This window comes from Ensifer sp. ENS08, from assembly GCF_014852195.1.
Taxonomy (GTDB): Bacteria; Pseudomonadota; Alphaproteobacteria; order Rhizobiales; family Rhizobiaceae; genus Ensifer; species Ensifer adhaerens.
Map to the genome: position 1 here is coordinate 12,149 of NZ_JACVBF010000020.1, position 19,376 is coordinate 31,524.

Consider the following 19,376-nt stretch of genomic DNA (forward strand, 5'->3'; position numbering starts at 1 on the left):
TTTTGCAGCTTAAGGAGGAGCAAGCATGCGAACAGTATTGATTGGGAGTGCATTGGGGTTGGCGCTTTTTGGTTCGACCGCGCTCGGCGCGTCGGCAGAACCGTTGAAGATCGTCTTCACGCATCACTCGTCGGCTTCAAACACATTCTGGCAAGCGGTCAAAAAAGGTTACGATGACGCATGCGAGAAGATCGGCGCAAATTGCCAGATGGTGTTTACCCAGACCGAGGGTTCGGTTGAGCAGCAACTCTCCAATATGGAAGCTGCGTTGGCGAGCAAGCCTGACGCCCTTCTGACCTCCATCGTCGATGACAAGGCGTTTGACGACGTCATCGCTCGGGCCGCCAAGGACGGCGTGGAGGTCATCGGCGTCAACGTCGACGACAGCGAGGGGGCGAAAGGAAACGCGCGGGTTGCTTTCGTCGGACAGGGTTTCCGGCGCGCCGGATACTCCCTTGGGAAGGCCATGTCCGAGAATTTTCCGAAGGAGGGACCGATCAAAGTGTTGGTCGGAATTTCCGCGCCCGGCCAGAACTGGTCGGAGGCACGCGGGCAGGGCGTCATGGATTTCCTTACGGAACTCAAGGCCGCGAACCCCGGTCGAGAAGTGTCCTGGGAACGGATCGACAGTGGCACGGACCTTGCCGTGACATCAGATCGTGTCGGCGCCTATCTCAATGCGCACCCCGACACCACCGCCTATTTCGATACCGGATTCTGGCATGCCGCAGTGGCAAGAGTTCTGAAGGATCGTGGGGTCGCGCCGGGTCAGGTGCTTCTGGGTGGCTTCGATCTGGTGCCCGAAGTCGTCCAGCAAATGCAGACGGGCTATGTTCAGGTCCAGGTCGATCAGCAGCCATACATGCAAGGCTTCATGCCTGTAATGCAGGTCTATCTCGCCAAGAATTTTGGCCTCGCCCCGGCTGACATCGATACGGGGCAAGGGATCGTCCGCCCGGCTGATGCCGACAACATCATGGACCTTTCAGCACAGGGCCTGCGGTAGACGCGTTTCTGCGAAAATCGGAGGGTTTTCGCAGAAAGAGCCTGTTGATGGAAGCATGTGCTTTGCGCGTCGAACACGGCGCGCAAAGCAATGAATTTGGCCGGCAGGCCCGCGAGATGCGCTGCCCTGCCGCACGGGAGCATGCGATGAAAAGAATGCTGAAAATCTACATGGAGAAGCCGGAACTCGCGGCGCTCCTTCTCCTCTTTCTGCTCGTAGTTCTCTTCCAGATCCGGTCTGGAGGCGTCTTCTTGAGCTTTGAAAACCTGCGAGGCTTCTTTGGGATCCTCCCGGAGATGGCGCTGGTTGCCATCGGTGTCACTATTTTGATGATCTGCGGAGAATTCGATCTTTCTGTCGGCGCCGTTTTCGCGCTGATGCCGATGACGATGGCTGTCTTGATGGCCAGTGGGATCTCGTTCCCGATGGCACTAGTCGCGGGCCTTCTCGTTTGTGTAGCGATAGGACTGCTCAACGGCTATTTGACCATCCGTTTTGCGATCCCAAGCTTTATTACCACGCTTGGCATGATGTTTGTGGCCAGATCGCTTACGGTCGTCATCTCGGGGGGCTTTCCGCCGCTCTTGCCGGCCGATCTTCCCACGTGGCTCTTCACCAGTTTTGTTGGGTCGGGCCAATTGTTTCGTATGTCGTTCATCTGGTTCCTGGTCATTGCCGTTCTGGTGTCGCTGCTCCTTAGCCGGACAAATTTCGGCAACTGGATCAGAGCGACCGGCGGTTTCCTACCGGCAGCCGATGCCCTTGGGATCCCGACTGCGCGCGTCAAAATAGCTTGCTTCATTCTTTGCTCGGTGCTGAGCGGCTTTGCCGGGCTCATTCAGGTGCTTCGCCTCGGGTCGCCACTGCCTTCGATCGGCGAGGGCATGGAACTCCAAGCGGTTGCCGCGGCTGTCATTGGTGGTACCGCGCTCAATGGTGGTGTTGGGGCCGTCTTCGGCGGCATCATTGGCGTCATTCTCATTCGCGTGATCGACAACGGTCTCATCCTCAGTCAGGTCGACGCCAATTGGTTCAAATTTGCGATCGGCTCGCTGACGATCTTCGCGGTCGTCGCCAACTCCTGGCTTCGCAAGCGGGCAAAATCGATCAAGGTGGAGGTCTGAGCCATGAACGGTCCTATCGTATCCGTCCGGAACCTGCACAAATGGTACTCAGGCGTTCATGCTCTGAGAGGCGTCTCAGTCGAATTCGCACGCAATGAGGCCGTTGGACTGATCGGCGACAACGGCGCCGGCAAGTCCACACTCATCAACATCCTTTCCGGCGTCCAGAAACAGGACGAGGGCAGTATCTTCGTCGAGGGAAAAGAGGCTGCGATATCGAGCCCGCGCGACTCCATGCGGCTCGGGATCGAGACCATCTATCAGTACAACTCCATGGTCCCGACCATGTCTATCGCGCGCAACCTGTTTATTGGTCGCGAGCCGGTGAAATATTCGCTCTTCGGCCTCGGGGTTCTGGATTTGCGCAAGATGCGCGAGGAAAGCGTCCAGGCCATCGCAGACGTCGATCTTCATCTGCGCTCACCTGACGCCTTGGTCGGCGAACTCTCAGGCGGGCAACGACAGGGGGTCGCGATCGCCCGTGCCATGCATTTCAAGTCGAAGGTGATGATCCTCGACGAACCGACGAACCACTTGTCGGTCAAGGAAACGAACAAGGTCATCGGTTTCGTTCGTTCGTTGAAGGAACAGAATGTTACCGGCATCTTCATCAGTCATAACATGCATCACGTCTTCGAATCCTGTGACCGGGTGGTCGCCATGGCGCGTGGGCAGATTGTGCTCGACAAGCGTGTCAGCGAGACGTCGATCGACGAAGTCCAGTCCGTACTTTGAGGGGAACGCAGATGAAACCACTTCAGGGAAAAGTGGCGCTTGTCACGGGCGGCCTTGGCACACTCGGTCGAGCGCAGGTCCGCAAGCTCACAGCGGAAGGCGCCACTGTCATCGTGCTCGACCGTCCTGGCCTCCAGGTAGATCTCACGGAAAATCTCGGCGAAAACGCGCGCTTTCTCGGATGCGATCTGAACGACCTCGCGAAAACCGAGGATCTCATCCGGTTGGAGGCCGAAGCCTCAGGCGGCATCGACATTCTGATCAACAATGCCGCCCTCATAATCAATAAGCCGTTCCAGGAGTTCAGCTTGGCGGAGTACGAGGACCAGATCCGCGTCAACTCGTCGGCTGCGTTTGCAGCCGTTCGAGCCTGTGCCGACCTAATGAAACGCAAAGGCCGCGGCAAGATCCTCAACTTTGCTTCCATTACGCTCAATGGCCAATGGGACGGCTATGTGCCCTATGTCGCATCGAAGGGCGCAATGATCGGGCTGACGAAATCGTTGGCCCGCGAACTTGGACCGTTCGGGATCAACGTCAACGCGATTTCACCGGGAGCGGTGGTTTCTGAAGCAGAGAACCGGGTATTTGCCAACCGGCTTCAGGAATACAACGACTGGGTCCTCGAGCGGCAATGCCTCAAAACACGTGTTAAGCCTGAGGACGTCGCGGAGCTCGTCTATTTCCTTGTCTCACCGGCTTCGGACATGATTACCGGACAGAACTTCGCCATCGACGGCGGTTGGTAGATGATTGTCGAGCGGATCAATGTCGAAAACAGCAAGGCGCACTTGCAGCTAATCCCGACGCTTGGCGGTGGTATCGCACATCTTGATGTACGGCATCCGTCCGGCGCATGGCTTCCTGTGTTCAGGCCGTGGAATGGCCGAATGGAAGATGGTCCGTTCGAACTAGGGTGTAATGTGCTTGTTCCATTCTCGAACCGCATCTCAAGAGGCGGTTTCGAATATGAAGGTGTGTTTCATCCCATTCCAGCCAACCTTGTCGGCGAGCCATTCCCCATTCACGGGGACGGCTTCCAGCGGCGCTGGCGATTGCTTGCTCGCAGCTGCGAAACCGTCGAACTCGAATGCGATGGGGAGATCGGTCCATTTCGCTATCGGGCAAGGCAGGTCTTCACTCTTGGGCCCGAAAAGCTGGAAATAAAGCTCACGGTTCAAAACTTGTCAGGCCAACCACTACCCTTCGGCATCGGGTTCCATCCCTGGTTTCCGCGAAATGCGGGCACTCGGCTGCAATTTCGCGCCACGGAGGTATGGCTGGAGGACAGGGAACACTTGCCGACAGGTCGGCGAAAGCTTTGCGAAGTCCCAGATTGGAATTTCGACCAAGGGCGGGTGTTACCTGACCAGTGGATCAACAATGCCTTCGGCGGGTGGGCTGGAGAGGCGGTCATCATGCAAGGAGAGGGAGCGGTCTCCGTTAGGATCTCGGCCTCCGACAATCTTGCTTATGCGCTGATCTATTCGCCGGACGCCAAGGCGGACTTCTTTTGTTTTGAGCCGGTTTCCCACCCAGTAGACGCACATAACCTCGTGGGCCGGCCAGGCCTGAAGATACTTGAAGACGGCCAGGAGCTGACTGGTTCAATGAATTTGGAATGGGAAGAGACAAATGGAACTCGATAGGAGCGGCGCCTTCGTCGGTCGTGTGTGGTTGTCGGAGGAGAAGGGGCCGGTCCTGGTGACAGTCAGGGCCGGCGTGGTGTTCGACATCACGACAAAAGAAGCGCCAACGATGCGTGATCTCTTGGAGATGGATGATCCTGTCGGGTTCGCCCGGGCACGAGAGGGAAGGGCGATCTGCGAGCTGGCCGAGGTTCTCGGGGCAGCTCCGAGGGTCTCCGAGGCGCCCCGGCTACTCGCGCCATGCGATCTTCAGGCAATCAAAGCCTGCGGCGTGACATTCGCCCGCTCGATGCTCGAACGGATGATCGAGGAGCGGGCCGCAGGAAACCCCGACCTCGCCTCCAAAATCCGCGAACGCGTGACGGTGCTTGTCGGGGACAGTCTGCGCAACCTCAAGGCTGGTTCGCCGGAAGCGGCCAAGGTCAAGGAAGCCTTGATCGAGGAGGGCGTCTGGTCGCAGTACCTCGAAGTCGGAATCGGTCCTGACGCCGAAGTCTTCACCAAAGGGCAGATTATGTCGGCAGTTGGGTATGGTGATGAGGTAGGGCTACACCCGATATCGAGGTGGAACAACCCGGAACCTGAGGTCGTCCTCGCCGTGGATAGCAAGGGCTGGGTAAAGGGAGCGACGCTCGGCAACGATGTGAACTTGCGCGACGTTGAAGGACGTTCGGCGCTTTTGCTTGGTAAAGCCAAGGACAATAATGCCTCCTGCGCGCTCGGGCCGTTCATTCGGCTGTTTGATGAGAGCTATTCGATCGACGATGTGCGCAATGCCGACCTCGATCTGCGGATAGAAGGCGAGGATGGCTATGTGCTGATGGGCAGGAGCTCGATGAAAGAGATCAGTCGCGATCCACTCGATCTGGTACGTCAGACCATCGGCGCCCATCACCAATACCCCGATGGCTTCATGTTGTTCATGGGCACGCTGTTTGCTCCCGTCGAAGATCGGGACGTCCCGGGCCAGGGCTTTACTCACAAGCTCGGTGATGTCGTGACAATCTCAAATGCCCAGCTGGGATCACTGGTCAACACGGTGCGATTGTCGACCGAGTGCAGTCCCTGGACTTTTGGTGCATCGCACTTGATGCGCAATCTTGCGGCGCGTCAGTTGATCTGAATGGAACCGACCATGACTTTGCACCAGAACCTGATAGCCGGCGAATGGGTCGGCGGTGACGGGGTTGCCAACATCAACCCGTCCAACACCAACGACGTGGTCGGCGAATACGCCCGCGCGTCGGCGGACGATGCGCGCTCAGCGATCGCTGCCGCCAAGGCGGCGTTTCCGGCCTGGTCGCGCTCCGGTATTCTCGAGCGCCACGCGATCCTGAGGAAGACCGCCGACGAGATCCTTGCGCGCAAGGACGAACTCGGGAAGCTCTTGTCGCGTGAGGAAGGCAAGACCTTGGCCGAAGGCATCGGCGAGACGGTGCGCGCCGGCCAGATCTTCGACTTCTTCGCCGGCGAGTGCCTGCGGTTGGCGGGCGAGGTGCTGCCGTCGGCAAGACCCAATATCGGCGTCGAGATCACCCGCGAGCCGGTCGGTGTCGTCGGCATCATCACGCCCTGGAACTTCCCGATCGCCATTCCCGCCTGGAAGATCGCGCCGGCGCTTTGCTACGGCAACACCGTCGTCTTCAAGCCGGCCGAACTGGTGCCCGGCAGTTCCTGGGCGATCGTCGACATTCTTCACCGCGCCGGCCTGCCGAAAGGCGTCTTGAACCTCGTCATGGGCAAGGGCTCGGTCGTCGGCCAGGCGATGCTCGACAGCCCCGACATTCACGCCATCACCTTCACCGGCTCGACCGGCACGGGCAAACGCGTGGCGCTCGCCTCCGTCGAACACAATCGCAAATACCAGCTGGAGATGGGCGGCAAGAATCCGTTCGTCGTGCTTGACGACGCCGATCTTGCGGTCGCGGTCGAGGCGGCGGTCAATTCCGCCTTCTTCTCGACCGGCCAGCGCTGCACCGCATCTTCCCGGCTCATCGTCACCGAGGGCATTCATGATCGCTTCGTGGCGGCCATGGGCGAACGAATGAAGGGGCTTGTTGTCGACGACGCCTTGAAGGCCGGCACCCAGATCGGTCCGGTGGTCGATGAGAGCCAGCTCAACCAGGACACCGACTATATCGCCATCGGCCGACAGGAAGGCGCAAAGCTTGCCTTCGGCGGCGAGCTTCTGAAGCGCGACACGCCCGGCTTCTACCTGCAGCCGGCGCTGTTTACCGAAGCGACGAACGCCATGCGCATCAGCCGGGAAGAGATCTTCGGGCCGGTCGCATCCGTCATCCGCGTCAAGGACTACGATGAGGCGCTCACGGTCGCCAACGACACGCCCTTCGGTCTGTCCTCGGGCATTGCCACCACCAGCCTGAAGTACGCGACCCATTTCAAGCGCAATGCCGAAGCCGGCATGGTGATGGTCAACCTGCCGACGGCGGGCGTCGATTTCCACGTGCCCTTCGGCGGCCGCAAGGGCTCGTCCCATGGCTCGCGCGAGCAGGGGCGCTACGCCGCCGAGTTCTACACCACCGTCAAGACGGCCTACACGCTCGCCTAAGGGGTGATGTTTCGGGGAATTGAACCATTTGGACTTCCGCTTTCATTTTCCAGTCAAGGAAATGCGGGACCTACGGTTCGATTCCCTTCAAGGCGACAGAATTTATGGCGCTGTCTTGGCTGAAATCAGCCTCATGGGTTAGTCGGCAAATACTTTGCCGATGTGATCGAACGCGCGGGCGACGGTTGCACGTGGTGGTGCGTGTGCAGGATCCTGTTCGGCTTCGACGACCAGCCATCCTCGATAGCCACTGTTCCGAACGAAGCGAGCGATCGGAGTGAAGTCGACGATACCGTCGCCTGGCACCGTGAACATTCCGCTGCGCACGCCGGCATTGAAGCTCAGGTCGCCGGTCCGAACCTCCCGCATCACCGATTTGCGGACGTCCTTTAGGTGGACGTGCACGATGCGATCGGAGAAACGCTCGATGAGCTGCGTATAGTCGAAACCAGCTGCGACCGCGTGGCCCGTGTCGAGCAGCAAGCCAACTTCCGTGCCGGTCTTGTCGAAGATGTTGGAAATTTCATCGAAAGTCTCTGCGACCATCATCAGGTGGTGGTGATAGGCCAGCGCAAGCCCGTACTCGCCCGCAAGACGGCTGGAGAACTCCGTCAATCGCGCTGCATAGGCTGCCACGTCCGCCTTGGGCAATACTAACCGCTGCGCCATCGGTGCGTCCAGCGGGGATCCTGGTGTCATCATTGCAACCTCGCCGTAGACCATGACCTTGCAGTCCATGGCCCGGAGGAGGTCGGCGTGACGGGCAACAGCTCGCATCTCTTCGTCGACGCCGCGTTCGGCCAGTTCCCCTGAATGCCATCCGGACGCCAGGTCGAGACCGTGGCTTGCGAGAAGCGGGCGCAAGGCCGCTGCGTCCCTTGGGAATTTCCGGCCGAGCTCGACCCTCTGATAGCCAACCTCAGCCGCATCGGTGAGGCAAGTATCGAGTGGAATGTCTGCCCCAAGATCCTCAAGCACATCGTTCGCCCACGAAAGGGGACTTACCGCAAGGCGCACGCCGTCGGGCAAAGTAATGGCTTTCTGAGACATGATGAGTTCTCCACATTGGGATAGGTTCTCGGTTGCGAGTGTTCGACGTCCTTGAGAGGCGAAGACCTCGAGGATGAAGGTCCGTCAGGTGGAATTGCGGACCACAAGCTTGCCTGGCAGCGTCACCGTCTCCGGCTCCAGACGTCCTGCAATCATCCCAACGATGACCTGGATCATCTCCTGCCGCGGCTGCTCATATGTGGTCAGGCTGTAGGCGGGCGACCCGCAGAACTCGTAGTTGTCGAAACCGACAACGGCGATGTCTTCGGGGATCCGCAGACCGAACCGGCTGCGGATTTCATCCATCGCCCCAAGAGCCAGAATGTCATTTTCGCACATGAGAACGTCGACCCTGTCGGCGGGGGCGGTCTGTTCGAGATAGCTGCGCACCGCTTCGGCTCCCGCTCCGGCACTGTACTTTTCAGCCGAAAGCAAAGCGATCTCGTCCACACCCTTCTGCTTCCAGAAGTCGGTGAAATGATGCCGACGCCTCAGGGCGGTGGATAGCGCAGGGGCACCCGTCATGAAGCCAGGCCGGCGATATCCTCTTTCATGAAGATGATCGACGATCTCCCGTAATGCCAGTTCGGCATCACACACGACCGCCGGAACGCCTTCGATCTGGCTGTCTCTCGCAAGCACAAACATCGGTGGCGTTCCGCGACCAAGCTGCAGATCGCTCAGCGTCTCACTGCGAAACGCTGTACCGAAGAGGATAACGGCATCGACCTGGCGCTGATCTGCGTGAAGCAGCGCGTGCACGTGATCGAAGTGAGTGTTGATGTTGATCAGGACCGCGACGAGCCCCTCGGCCTGCAGTCTCTCGGTCAAGGTCTCAAGGAAGGGCAGTTTCTGAGGATTGGCGAAGTCATCGACAAACACAGCCACCTGATGGGTGGAATTCGTCGCAAGACTGCGTGCTAGCAAGTTCGGCGAGTAGTTGAGCGCTGCGGCCGCTTCCAGAACCTTGCGCTTGCTTTCCTCGGCGATCGACGCGCCCGGGGTGAACGCACGGATGACCGTCCACTTCGAAACACCTGCAGCATCCGCCACTTCTTTCGCCGTCGCTCGTTTGCGCATGAAGACTCCCTTGAAATGGAACGCATATTCCATTTTGAATTCAAGATGAAATGAATGCTTGCTTTTAATTCATCCCAGCGTAATATGCACCTGTTTGCACCCGGTAGCAACAAAAATGCACCCGGTAGCAATCGTTTTTCTCGCCATCCTGTGGAGGGTGTGGCGATTGGAGGAGGAGCAGATGAAATCCATTCTGAAGAAGCTCGCATTCGGCGCGGTCGTGCTCGGCGTCGCCACCACGGCCGCCATCAGCGCGAAAGCTCAGGAGCCCACCATCATCGCGGTGACGCACGGGCAGGCGTCCGACCCGTTCTGGTCGATCGTGAAGAACGGCATCATGCAGGCCGGCCAGGACAGCAACGTCCAGGTCGATTACCGCGCGCCGGAAACCTTCGACATGGTGGCGATGGCGCAACTGATCGAAGCTGCCGTGAACCAGAATCCGGCGGGCATCGTTATTTCGAACCCTGACCCGGACGCGCTCGGCCCGGCGATCGAGAAAGCGGTTGCCGCGGGCATTCCGGTAATCTCGATGAACTCTGGCATCTCTGCAGCTGAAAAACTGGGTATCAAGCTGCATGTCGGACAAGACGAGCTTCCGGCCGGCGTCAAGGTGGGCGCTAAGCTCAAGTCGCTCGGCCTTAAGCACGTGCTCTGCGTCAATCAGGAAGTTGGCAACGCGGCTCTTGACCAGCGCTGCGCCGGCACGGAGCAGGGGTTTGAAGGCGGCAAGGTAACGATCCTGCCGACGACGGCAGACCCCGCCGAGATTGAGGCGAAAATCCAGGCGGCATTGACCTCCGACCCGTCGATCGATCTGGTGCTCGGGCTGTCCGCCCCGCTGGTCGGCGAGCGCGCCGTCGCCGTCGTTGAGAAGATGGGCGTTGGCGATAAGGTGAAGGTCGCTTCCTATGATCTCTCAGCCGGCTTCCTCCAGTCCGTCGCTGACGGCAAGGCGCTGTTTGCGGTTGATCAGCAGCCCTATCTGCAGGGTTATCTGCCGGTGACGTTCCTGGCACTCAATGCGCGCTACGGCACCATTCCTGCCGGCAACGTGGCATCCGGTCCGAGCTTCGTCGAGAAGGACGCGGCCGCATCCGTTATCGAAAAATCCTCCCAGGGCATCCGCTAGGCGGATCCGCGGCAGCTCCCGCGCCAGTGGGAGCTGCTCTCATCGCCCGACCGCTCCGCGCCACCGCGTGAACGGGACGGATGGCGCACGGATAACAATTACACTGCTGAGGTACGACCATGACCCTAGCCAACGAACAGAACGGGTCTGCTGCCAGATCCGACGAGCGGCTGAAGAAGGTATCGACGTTAACTGGCATACTACGCCGTCCTGAACTCGGCGCCGTCGCCGGTCTGGTGCTCGTGACCGTCTTCTTTCTTCTGACCGCGAACCCCGCGATGTTTACATTGGCGGGTGTCGTAAACTTCATGGCGCCGGCCGCCCAGCTCGGCATTCTCGCCGTCGGCGCGGCGCTCCTAATGATCGGCGGCGAGTTCGATCTGTCGATCGGATCGATGGTCGCTTTTGCCGGCCTCGTTTTCGGTGCGGCTCTTGTCGTCTGGCAGGTTCCGCTTAGCGTGGCGATCCTTGTCGCGATCGCATTCGCAGTCTTCATCGGAGTGATGAACGCGCAGCTCACCATGCGCACGGGTCTCCCGTCGTTCATCGTGACGCTCGCATTTCTCTTCATCCTGCGCGGTCTGACGCTCGTCGGTCTCAAATGGGCAAGCGGCGGCGCAACGCAGCTTCGCGGCATGAAGGAAGCCGTGGCCGGCAGCCCGCTCGCGCCGCTCTTCTCCGGCGATGCCTTTCCCGGACTGTTCACGTGGCTTGCGGAGGCTGGCATCATAGACACGTTCCCGAATGGCACACCGAAAGTCCCAGGCATTCCGATCGAGATCCTGTGGTTTGTCGGGATCGCACTTCTTGCTACATGGATTCTCCTGCGCACGCGCTTTGGCAACTGGATCTTTGCATCCGGTGGCGATCCGCGCGCCGCACGCAAGTCGGGCGTACCGGTCGCTCGGGTCAAGACGACGCTTTTCGTCGTCACCGCTCTTTGCGCCACGCTGGTCGCCATACTGACCGTGCTCGACGCCGGCTCGACCGACGCTCGCCGCGGTTTCCAGAAGGAGTTCGAGGCGATCATTGCGGCCGTCATCGGCGGCTGCCTGCTGACCGGTGGCTACGGCTCGGCTATAGGGGCATTCTTCGGATCGATCGTCTTCGGCATGGTGCTGATTGGCCTGACTTACACGTCGATCGACCAGGATTGGTATCTCGTCTTCCTCGGCGGCATGCTGCTGACCGCTGTCGTCTTCAACAACGTCATCCGCAAACGCGTCACGGGAGAACGCTGATGAGCACATCTCAGACGCCCCTCGTCGAGGTGAGGAACCTCGTCAAGCATTTCGGCTCGGTCATCGCGCTCAACGGCGTTTCCATGAACGTATATCCGAACGAGGTGCTCTGCCTGCTCGGCGACAATGGTGCCGGCAAATCTACCCTGATCAACACGCTTGCCGGTGTGCACAAGCCGACGTCGGGCGACTTCCTGGTCGACGGTCAGCCCCGGTTGTTTTCCGGGCCTCGCGACGCGCTCGATGCCGGCATCGCCACGGTCTACCAGGACCTTGCGATGATCCCGCTGATGTCGGTGACCCGGAACTTCTTTATGGGACGCGAACCCCTCGTCGGATTTGGTCCGTTCAAGCGCATGAACATGGACGAGGCCGACAACATCACACGCGACGAGATGCATAGGATCGGCATCGACGTTCGTGACCCGCAGCAGGCGGTGGGCACGCTTTCCGGAGGCGAGAGGCAATGCGTGGCGATCGCCCGTGCCGTGTACTTCGGCGCCAAGGTGCTGATCCTTGACGAACCGACGTCGGCACTCGGCGTGGCCCAGACCTCGATGGTGCTGAAGTACATCAACCAGGTTCGCGCCAAAGGCCTGGGCGTGATCTTCATCACCCACAACGTCCGCCACGCCTACGCGGTCGGCAACCGCTTCACCGTGCTCAATCGTGGCAAGACGCTTGGCACCTATACAAAGGACGCCATCGGCATTGATGAGCTTCAGAACCTGATGGCAGGCGGCAAGGAGTTGCAATCCCTGTCCGAAGAGCTCGGCGGAACGATCTGATCGAATTCACATCCCAGCCTGTCGGTGCGGCGCCCTTTGCGCCGCTCCACCCATCGTCATGTCCAAAAAAAAATATGGAATCCACCATGAGTGCGTCCACGATTTCTTCTTTCCCACTTGCCGCCTGCGCAGAGATGCTCTGGCGCGACAAACCGATCGAATGGCGTGCTTCGCGCCTCAAGGAAATGGGTTTCGGCGTCGGTCTTTGGAACTGGCCGGATCACGATCTCAACAAGCTGGAAGCGACCGGCGCCGCCTTCACGATCATGAACGGCTACCTCACCGGCCGCCTGACGGACGACGAGGGTGCAACAGAACTCCTGAGGACTGCGCGCGAAACCGCTCAGATCGGAAAGCGGCTCGGAGTCCAACGGCTCAATCTGCACGGCACGGGCCTTGGAGACAGGGGCCTGCCCATCCAGCCCATCGAAGTCGTTACAGGCGCCATGTGGCTGAAGGCGCGTGACACGCTTTGCCGCATCGTGGACATGGCCGAGGAGGAAGGCGTCACGTTTACGCTCGAAAACCTCAACCTCCCGGTCGACCACCCAGGCGTACCCTTCGGCCGCGCTGAGGACACACTGGCGCTGGTCTCCAGCGTCGATCATCCGCGTCTCCGTCTCAATCTCGATCTCTACCATGCCCAGATTGGCGAGGGGAACCTGATCGAACTCTGCCGCAAATGCTTGCCGTGGATTGGCGAAATTCAGGTGGCCGATGTGCCGGGCCGCTTTGAGCCCGGTACCGGCGAGGTCAACTGGAACGGGATTGCCAGGGCATTGAATGCCATGGGCTATTCCGGCCCGATCGGCATGGAGGCCTGGGCCGCAGGCGACCCCGAAGTGGCGCTCGAAGCCTTCCGCGCCGCATTCACCCTCTGACATTTTTCAACCTCTACAGGATCAATCCCATGCCCAAGAACAAACCCGTCAATGTCGGCCTCATCGGCGCCGGACGCATCGGTTCCTTCCACGGTGAGACCGTCGCACGCCGCCTCGTCGATGCCGAACTCGTCGGCATCGCTGACCCCGCGCCAGGGGCTGCCGCCGCGCTCGCCGGCAAGCTCGACGTTGAGAGCTCGTACACCGAAGTCGCGGACCTTCTTGCCCACCCGGATCTCGATGCCGTGATCATTGCCACACCGGCGCGGTTCCACACGAACGTCCTCGTGCAGGCTGCCGAAGCCGGCAAGGCGATCTTTTGCGAGAAGCCCATGGCGCTAACGCTTGAGGATGCCGATCGGGCGATCGCTGCGGCGCGCGCAGTCAGCGTTCCCCTCCAGGTAGGCTTCAATCGGCGTTGGGACCAGGCTTTCTCGGAAGGACGCGCGGCGATCGATGCCGGCAAGGTCGGTGCGCCGCAGCTTCTGCGCTCGCTGACTCGCGATCCCGGCCCCTTTGGCGCCGATCCCGCCAAGATTCCGCAATGGACGATCTTTTACGAAACGCTGATCCACGATTTCGACACGCTGCTTTGGCTGAACCCGAATGCAAAGCCGATAGAGGTCATGGCCGTAGCCGACGCGCTCGTGCGGCCGGATTTCCGCGACAAGGGCTTCCACGACACAGCGGTCGTCACGATCCGCTTCGACAATGGCTCGATCGCGGTCGCAGAAGCGAATTTCTGCGCAATGTATGGCTACGACATCCGCGGAGAGGTCTTCGGCTCCGGTGGCATGGTGACGATGGGGGAGGTCCGGCGTTCCAGCATGACGCTGTTCGACAAGGACGGCACCACCAATGATACCTGGCGTCGTGACACCGAGCACTTCGTTCACGGCTACACCGCTCAGCTTGCTTCCTTCGTGAGAGCTGTTCGCCGCGGCGAAATGACTGAAGGGCCGGGCGGTGCTGATGCGCGCAACGCGCTTGCGATCGCCCTTGCCTGCATTGAGTCCGTTTCGAAGAAGGCACCCGTGTCGTTGCGATAGCGGCCCGACTGGGTTGGTGAAGCATCGGCGAGCAAGGGAGAAGCGGTGATGAAGGTCAGCGAGGCAACCCGGCGTCCTGGCGATGTGACGGAGCTTAGGGCAATGGTTGCATCCAGAGCCCTCAGGCTTCCGAGACAGCTGGAACAAGTCGCTCGAAAGGCACTGGCAAGACCGGATCTTATCGCATTCGGAAGTGCCCGCTCGGTCGCGAGCGCGTGCTCTGTTTCACCAACCACGGTCACACGGCTTGCGACAGTCCTTGGCTTTGAAAGTTTCCGGGATTTCAAGACGTTTTTCCAGCAACATCTGAGGAAGATGTCTCACTCATAGATCGCGCATTATTCTAGCCAATGGCCGTGGATCTCCACGGCCATTGTCGTTGAAAGGGCCCTCGCGCAAGGTTCCCCGATGTTGCCCTGCGGCCGAAGTAGTTCCAAAACCGCCTTCCGAATTCAGTATATGTTCTCGATTTGTGCGTCCAAAGTCGCATAATGTATCGACTGGAAGATGCCGTACTTCCGGCTACGCTGCCCTATCGATTTCCGGAATCAACTCCAGTTCGCCATGGAGCGCTACTTCCTCTGTCTTGAGGTTGAAGCTGGTCTGCATGTTCATCCAAAATTCCGGTGTTGTCCGGAAATACTTGGCGAGGCGCAGGGCGGTATCTGTCGTTACCGGTGTTTGCTCTGCTGCAAGACGTTCGATGCGGGTGCGTGGGACATTGAGCTTTTTCGCGAGTGCACCAGCACTCATGTTGAGAGGAAGCAAGTACTCCTCGCGGAGGATTTCGCCAGGATGGATCGGCGGAAGGATATGGGTCATCTCAAGCTCCCTGTCTGTTACGCTCGGCCTTCAATGGTAATCAACTATTTCAACGTCCTCGACACCGGCATCAGTCCATACGAAGCATATGCGCCACTGATCATTGATCCGGATCGAATGTTGGCCTTCTCTATTCCCCTTAAGCGCTTCTAGTCGATTGCCGGGAGGAGAACGCAGGTCTTCAAGAGCTGCAGCGCTGTTCAGGATTGTCAGTTTGCGGACGGCCGACCTCACGATGTCTGAAGGAAAGCCTTTCGGCGCTTTGCCGCGGGCAACGGCTTCGGTTTTCGCATCCTTAAATGACCTGATCACGCTTGGCTCTTAATGTTTGTATCATATGGCGATACTGGTGAAAGTCAATCAAAATGTATCATTGCATGATACAGATTCGCAATCGCCTTCCTGTTTACGCGATCTGAACGTGGTCGATCTCCGGTTCGAACCTGTTCAAGGCGATGAATAGGAGTCGACGTCCCGGCCGGGGCGACAAGTTGCGGTCTTCCGATCGTCGGGTGGTAAGCCTAAGTCTAGGCCCAACGCGCCAACCACAACTTTGCGCGCTGCTGACCGACATGGGGCCGGGACTCGACCGGCAGGATTAGAGCCTCAGCCAACTGGGAGCTGGCATTCTATCGTGCAAGAGGTGGACGAATTTTGATTGAACGTTTCCGCTTCCGTCAAGCATGGGTTTGTCTCCCCAACTACCAGGCCGCGAAGCTTGGCCAGCATTTGCGAACTGTTAGATACATCGATGCTGGCGGTCTCGAGGGTGGTAGCGTGTCCAGTAATGAGGTAGCGCGCGTGAACCGCGTCTTCGGCGCCAAGGCCCGGATGGTGGGGATAGAGTAGCGTCAGGCGTGGCGCGCGATAGAGCTGGGCATAGGCCATCATCTGATAGACATCGGCTTGCGAGACACCCTGCTTGGGATCATCGATCCGCGCGGATATTCGCTTCCACTTGGTGTCGATAACATGAGTGACCGTGCCCCCCTGGCGGATCAGAATATCGGGCTTGGTCTGGAATAGGGCGCGCCCGCTGTCCTGTGCGCTCAAACAGAACAGACGCCCTGCCTGTAGAGAGACGGTGAGCCCGGTCCCGGCCAGTGCGCGGACGATCAACCGGCCGACATACTCCTCAAACAGCGCGTTCATCTCGAACAACATCGCGGTGCCCTCGCCGAAGCCACCCGTGGTCGTTTGATAGCGATCCTGCAAGAAGAGCCGGGCCATGGCGAAGAGCTCCTGCCAGGACCGATTGGTACGGTCAATCACAACCTGATCCCAGCGCAGCGCGGAAACCGGCTCCTCGGTAATGTCGGCGTAGAGGAAGGCGAGCTCACGCAGACGTTGCTGGTTGGCGGAGCGCCGTGAGAGCCGCGCCAAGCGCACCACGGCCGCTTTCATGATCCGGTTGAGCGGCGTGTCTTCCGACAGAAGATCGAAGCGGCATGCAAGTCGCGAAGGGTCGACCGCATGGCGGGTGAACTGACGGGTGACGTTGAGCTGCCCGCGCAAGACCGACAAATCCTCATCTCGGGTGACATAGCGGCGTGGCATGCCCTTGCGAAGGGCTTCAGTCAGTTTGTTGCAAAAGATGCGGATCAGGATTTCAAGGAGAGTTTCGCGCTGCCAGGCGAGATCGGTTATGACGCCGAGGTCGATTTTCAGATCCAGCGCGACAGCCAGCATATGCACCAGACGCTTTCGGATCGCCGCGTTCTCGTGATCGGGCGTTTCACCGGGCGCCACATCGATCTTGGGCAAGATCTCCAGGCTCGCATCGCCCGCCGTCAGAATTCCGACCACGCCGCGGGCGCGCAAGGCATGCCGGCCATGTTCGAGAACGCCGTCACCGCCGCGGCCGGCAAAAGCCGAGCGTGCCGCCAGCGCTGCCAGCCTAATGGCATGGCTGTCAGGAATCTGACCCGCGCCCTCGCCGTAGGTGAGCTTGTCCCATTCGCGAACCGTATAGGCGGGCATCAGGCGGCAAAGTCCGAAAAGTCGAAACGGGGCTTCACGCTCCAGCGCATCTTGCCACCTCCCAGTTCATCGTCGGCAAACCCGGCCGGCGCCGTCAATCGTCTGGCTTCGAGAAAATGGGCGCCCTTGGTGCCGTCGCCATCGCCCAGCACCGCGGCAACCTTCGACCAATCCTCGTAGAAATACTCGGCCAAGAGCGGGATGATTTTGTGGCGCATCACCTCCTCGACATCGACGTGGCTGCGGCAGCCGGTGAAATAGGCATGGCCAATCTGGTGTTCGCGATCGAAGAGATATTCGATCCGCTCATTGATTGTGAGCAGCAGCTTGCACAGATCGATCCCATCGAGATTTGCGGCATCAAGCTGCCGCGCCGCCAGCGCCCGGCGCAGTTCTTCTATATCGGGCATCAGCTCGCGGAAGGTAAAGCGGCGGCGTAAGGCGGTGTCGAGCAGTGCAATCGACCGGTCCGCCGTATTCATCGTGCCAATGATATGCAAATTCGCCGGCACGCCGAATTCATCTCGCGAGTACGGGAGATGCAGCTTAAGCGCGTTAGGCTGGCCCAGGCGCTTATCGGGTTCCAAGAGCGTGATCAGCTCACCAAAGACTTTGGAGATGTTAGCCCGGTTGATTTCGTCGATGATCAACACGAAGGCCTCGCGCTCAACGTCGGCGTCGGCCTCCTCGGTCGCGCTGTTCATGTATCGCTCAAGAGCGGAGATGTTGAGGCGCTCCCTGTTCAGCAAGTAGAGCGACCGCATCGTGAAATTGCCATCATAGAGTTCGGTGACGGGAACGCCCGCGGGATCGTGCCAGAGCCAGCGGACGGCACGTCTGTGACCGAATTTGCCGTCCGGTCGCGGTTGATATTCATAGGAGCCAGTTACCTCGCCTATGGCTCGGATCAAGCTGTTCCCCTTCGAAACAACGATGATATCGCGGCTCTTTAGGCGATTGCGAAACGTATCGGTGATCGACACTTGCCCAGACTGCAGGGTGACCGGACCTTCGATCTTGCCTTGTACTTCGCAGGTTTTCAGGATCTCCCCGGCGTTCTCGTATTTTGGGTCGCTCCAGTCGATGTCTTCCCAATTAAGGAGGGTATACCCCCCTTCAATCGCTTCCTCGAAGAGCTCCTGGTCGCCAGCATCCCTGCTGGAGCCCACCGACATCTTGTAAATCTGGCGGTCTTCCGTCGTGAGCCGATTACTGATCGCTTTCTTGGCGAGCCCGGTCTCGGCTCGTTTCGCAATGCGCCGGAATATCCCGGGCACAGTTTCGAGGCGGAACCCTACGGAGGCGCCGTCTTCGCCTTCGTCGGATCCGGTTGTGGGCTGACGGCCCTCGACGAAATCCTCATAGGCCATCGACTGGTGGAATGTGACGAATTCGATCCGCCCTTCACCGACAAGGCGGCGATATTCAGCCATTAGGGCATCGCGGTCATCGCGCAGCGGTATGACCCGGGCGTCGCCCAGGCAAAGCCGCACCGCTTCCCAGGCCGTCGCATAAGTTTTGCCGGTTCCCGGTGGCCCGTACAGGATCAGATTGGTGGTGGCGGGCATCGCGGCGGCGGGTTCGAGCGTCATAATCTGGTGCCCTTCGGGTGCGGCGAGTTGGTAGGTGAAGACTGTAGAGCTGCTGGGATTGGGTAGGGTGTGAGTCGGTACAGGGACATTGGCGAGCTTCTGAAATTTCTCGCCGCCGAGGGCGCTGCAAATGGCCGGGAACAAATCGCGAAGACCCATGTCTCGGCTCAGGTCGCTCACGCGGATCGCGACTTCTGCCGCGCCGTTCTCACGCGCCGGTTCGAGATAATAGTTGCGCGCGCACAGCCGGATGCGATCAGCGTTACTGACCAGATGCTCATAGCGTTCGGGTGGGGTGATCGGCGCGTTATCGGCATCGACGATGATGTACCCGGCATTGTGGAGCCGGGCTGCGGCATCGGCCTTCTGCCCCCAGCCGCCATTGAGTTGCGTCTTGCCGCGGAGGAAGCCGACGATCGGCTTGGAGGGATAGATTCGGTTCGGCCGCTCGCGTGTAGTGCGCACCCAAAAGTCGCGCGGCTCGCCGAAGGCCCCGAAGACGTCAGCGTGCTCACCCGACTGGCGATAGCAGTCATAAGCGTCCATCGCCATTTCCACTTCCAAACGAGTTAGCTGTCCAGGATGCCCGGAAGGCTCTCGTGTTGCGGCAGAGTTCTCTTGCCAATGACCGCCATTGCTATTTCCGTCTATCACGATGCCAGCCGCCAGACTCTGGCT

General features: G+C 59.7%; 19 protein-coding genes. 13 read left to right on the forward strand and 6 right to left on the reverse strand.

Translation table 11 applies throughout. The features are described from left to right. Nucleotides 1–25 precede the first annotated feature (25 nt). The 7 genes from IB272_RS29660 (at nt 26) to IB272_RS29690 (ending at nt 7,083) form a co-directional block, all read left to right on the forward strand. Nucleotides 26–1,006 carry a sugar ABC transporter substrate-binding protein gene (locus IB272_RS29660; protein ID WP_060520099.1) on the forward strand — a complete coding sequence of 327 codons (981 nt, stop codon included), beginning with the start codon at nt 26–28 and terminating at the stop codon, nt 1,004–1,006. A 146-nt stretch (nt 1,007–1,152) separates the two neighbouring features. After that, complete coding sequence (locus IB272_RS29665) at nt 1,153–2,130, forward strand: ABC transporter permease (RefSeq protein WP_192445644.1); 978 nt, start codon at nt 1,153–1,155, stop codon at nt 2,128–2,130. A 3-nt stretch (nt 2,131–2,133) separates the two neighbouring features. Then, entirely contained in the window at nt 2,134–2,865 is a 732-nt protein-coding gene (locus IB272_RS29670; protein WP_060520100.1) for an ATP-binding cassette domain-containing protein, read from the forward strand. Nucleotides 2,866–2,876: 11 nt separating this feature from the next. Beyond that, entirely contained in the window at nt 2,877–3,614 is a 738-nt protein-coding gene (locus tag IB272_RS29675; RefSeq protein ID WP_060520101.1) for an SDR family oxidoreductase, read from the forward strand. Next, nucleotides 3,615–4,514: an aldose 1-epimerase gene (locus IB272_RS29680; protein ID WP_192358449.1), complete on the forward strand. Its 900-nt coding sequence runs from the start codon at nt 3,615–3,617 to the stop codon at nt 4,512–4,514. Continuing rightward, a complete protein-coding gene (locus IB272_RS29685; RefSeq protein ID WP_089045380.1) occupies nt 4,501–5,637 on the forward strand; it encodes a fumarylacetoacetate hydrolase family protein in 1,137 nt (378 codons plus the stop codon). The genes IB272_RS29680 and IB272_RS29685 overlap by 14 nt, the downstream gene beginning before the upstream one ends. A 12-nt stretch (nt 5,638–5,649) precedes the next feature. Beyond that, nucleotides 5,650–7,083 (forward strand): aldehyde dehydrogenase family protein, encoded by a 1,434-nt coding sequence (locus tag IB272_RS29690; protein WP_192445608.1) that lies wholly within the window; start codon nt 5,650–5,652, stop codon nt 7,081–7,083. 138 nt (nt 7,084–7,221) lie between these two features. On the opposite strand, the gene iolE is transcribed toward IB272_RS29690, so the two are convergent. Together iolE and IB272_RS29700 are read right to left on the reverse strand one after the other, a co-directional pair. Beyond that, on the reverse strand, nt 7,222–8,133 hold the full coding sequence (iolE, locus tag IB272_RS29695) for a myo-inosose-2 dehydratase (protein ID WP_192445609.1): 912 nt from the start codon (nt 8,131–8,133) through the stop codon (nt 7,222–7,224). Between the two features lie 84 nt (nt 8,134–8,217). Next, nucleotides 8,218–9,213, reverse strand: a complete 996-nt coding sequence (locus tag IB272_RS29700; RefSeq protein ID WP_060520165.1) for a LacI family DNA-binding transcriptional regulator — start codon at nt 9,211–9,213, stop codon at nt 8,218–8,220. Between the two features lie 181 nt (nt 9,214–9,394). Between IB272_RS29700 and IB272_RS29705 the strand changes: the two genes are divergently transcribed. The 6 genes from IB272_RS29705 (at nt 9,395) to IB272_RS29730 (ending at nt 14,634) form a co-directional block, all read left to right on the forward strand. After that, nucleotides 9,395–10,345: a sugar ABC transporter substrate-binding protein gene (locus IB272_RS29705; protein WP_060520105.1), complete on the forward strand. Its 951-nt coding sequence runs from the start codon at nt 9,395–9,397 to the stop codon at nt 10,343–10,345. A 119-nt stretch (nt 10,346–10,464) separates the two neighbouring features. Continuing rightward, the gene (locus IB272_RS29710) at nt 10,465–11,586 is read left to right on the forward strand and encodes an ABC transporter permease (protein WP_192358519.1); all 1,122 of its coding nucleotides are present in this window, start codon (nt 10,465–10,467) and stop codon (nt 11,584–11,586) included. Further along, complete coding sequence (locus tag IB272_RS29715) at nt 11,586–12,374, forward strand: ATP-binding cassette domain-containing protein (protein ID WP_060520107.1); 789 nt, start codon at nt 11,586–11,588, stop codon at nt 12,372–12,374. Before IB272_RS29710 ends, IB272_RS29715 begins: the two co-directional genes overlap by 1 nt. Nucleotides 12,375–12,460: 86 nt before the next feature. Then, a complete protein-coding gene (locus IB272_RS29720) occupies nt 12,461–13,255 on the forward strand; it encodes a TIM barrel protein (RefSeq protein ID WP_192358517.1) in 795 nt (264 codons plus the stop codon). 29 nt (nt 13,256–13,284) lie between these two features. Further along, a complete protein-coding gene (locus IB272_RS29725; protein WP_192445610.1) occupies nt 13,285–14,304 on the forward strand; it encodes a Gfo/Idh/MocA family oxidoreductase in 1,020 nt (339 codons plus the stop codon). Between the two features lie 102 nt (nt 14,305–14,406). Beyond that, a complete protein-coding gene (locus IB272_RS29730; RefSeq protein ID WP_348627384.1) occupies nt 14,407–14,634 on the forward strand; it encodes a transcriptional regulator in 228 nt (75 codons plus the stop codon). 192 nt (nt 14,635–14,826) lie between these two features. Here IB272_RS29730 and IB272_RS29735 read toward each other — a convergent pair whose 3' ends face one another. From IB272_RS29735 to IB272_RS29750, 4 genes are all read right to left on the reverse strand, one after another. Further along, a complete protein-coding gene (locus IB272_RS29735; protein ID WP_065377029.1) occupies nt 14,827–15,126 on the reverse strand; it encodes a HigA family addiction module antitoxin in 300 nt (99 codons plus the stop codon). Between the two features lie 30 nt (nt 15,127–15,156). Then, complete coding sequence (locus IB272_RS29740; RefSeq protein ID WP_192445611.1) at nt 15,157–15,438, reverse strand: type II toxin-antitoxin system RelE/ParE family toxin; 282 nt, start codon at nt 15,436–15,438, stop codon at nt 15,157–15,159. A 294-nt stretch (nt 15,439–15,732) separates the two neighbouring features. After that, the gene (locus IB272_RS29745; protein ID WP_192445612.1) at nt 15,733–17,106 is read right to left on the reverse strand and encodes a restriction endonuclease; all 1,374 of its coding nucleotides are present in this window, start codon (nt 17,104–17,106) and stop codon (nt 15,733–15,735) included. Next, nucleotides 17,106–19,244, reverse strand: a complete 2,139-nt coding sequence (locus IB272_RS29750; RefSeq protein WP_246810474.1) for an AAA family ATPase — start codon at nt 19,242–19,244, stop codon at nt 17,106–17,108. The genes IB272_RS29745 and IB272_RS29750 overlap by 1 nt, the downstream gene beginning before the upstream one ends. Nucleotides 19,245–19,376 lie beyond the last annotated feature (132 nt).

Excerpts from the sequence above, each read along its gene's own strand:
- IB272_RS29660 (WP_060520099.1), top strand. The coding sequence starts at position 26 with ATGCGAACAGTATTGATTGGGAGTGCATTGGGGTTGGCGCTTTTTGGT.
- IB272_RS29665 (WP_192445644.1), top strand. The coding sequence starts at position 1,153 with ATGAAAAGAATGCTGAAAATCTACATGGAGAAGCCGGAACTCGCGGCG.
- IB272_RS29670 (WP_060520100.1), top strand. The coding sequence starts at position 2,134 with ATGAACGGTCCTATCGTATCCGTCCGGAACCTGCACAAATGGTACTCA.
- IB272_RS29675 (WP_060520101.1), top strand. The coding sequence starts at position 2,877 with ATGAAACCACTTCAGGGAAAAGTGGCGCTTGTCACGGGCGGCCTTGGC.
- IB272_RS29680 (WP_192358449.1), top strand. The coding sequence starts at position 3,615 with ATGATTGTCGAGCGGATCAATGTCGAAAACAGCAAGGCGCACTTGCAG.
- IB272_RS29685 (WP_089045380.1), top strand. The coding sequence starts at position 4,501 with ATGGAACTCGATAGGAGCGGCGCCTTCGTCGGTCGTGTGTGGTTGTCG.
- IB272_RS29690 (WP_192445608.1), top strand. The coding sequence starts at position 5,650 with ATGACTTTGCACCAGAACCTGATAGCCGGCGAATGGGTCGGCGGTGAC.
- iolE (WP_192445609.1), bottom strand. The coding sequence starts at position 8,133 with ATGTCTCAGAAAGCCATTACTTTGCCCGACGGCGTGCGCCTTGCGGTA.
- IB272_RS29700 (WP_060520165.1), bottom strand. The coding sequence starts at position 9,213 with ATGCGCAAACGAGCGACGGCGAAAGAAGTGGCGGATGCTGCAGGTGTT.
- IB272_RS29705 (WP_060520105.1), top strand. The coding sequence starts at position 9,395 with ATGAAATCCATTCTGAAGAAGCTCGCATTCGGCGCGGTCGTGCTCGGC.
- IB272_RS29710 (WP_192358519.1), top strand. The coding sequence starts at position 10,465 with ATGACCCTAGCCAACGAACAGAACGGGTCTGCTGCCAGATCCGACGAG.
- IB272_RS29715 (WP_060520107.1), top strand. The coding sequence starts at position 11,586 with ATGAGCACATCTCAGACGCCCCTCGTCGAGGTGAGGAACCTCGTCAAG.
- IB272_RS29720 (WP_192358517.1), top strand. The coding sequence starts at position 12,461 with ATGAGTGCGTCCACGATTTCTTCTTTCCCACTTGCCGCCTGCGCAGAG.
- IB272_RS29725 (WP_192445610.1), top strand. The coding sequence starts at position 13,285 with ATGCCCAAGAACAAACCCGTCAATGTCGGCCTCATCGGCGCCGGACGC.
- IB272_RS29730 (WP_348627384.1), top strand. The coding sequence starts at position 14,407 with ATGGTTGCATCCAGAGCCCTCAGGCTTCCGAGACAGCTGGAACAAGTC.
- IB272_RS29735 (WP_065377029.1), bottom strand. The coding sequence starts at position 15,126 with ATGACCCATATCCTTCCGCCGATCCATCCTGGCGAAATCCTCCGCGAG.
- IB272_RS29745 (WP_192445612.1), bottom strand. The coding sequence starts at position 17,106 with ATGCCCGCCTATACGGTTCGCGAATGGGACAAGCTCACCTACGGCGAG.
- IB272_RS29750 (WP_246810474.1), bottom strand. The coding sequence starts at position 19,244 with ATGGACGCTTATGACTGCTATCGCCAGTCGGGTGAGCACGCTGACGTC.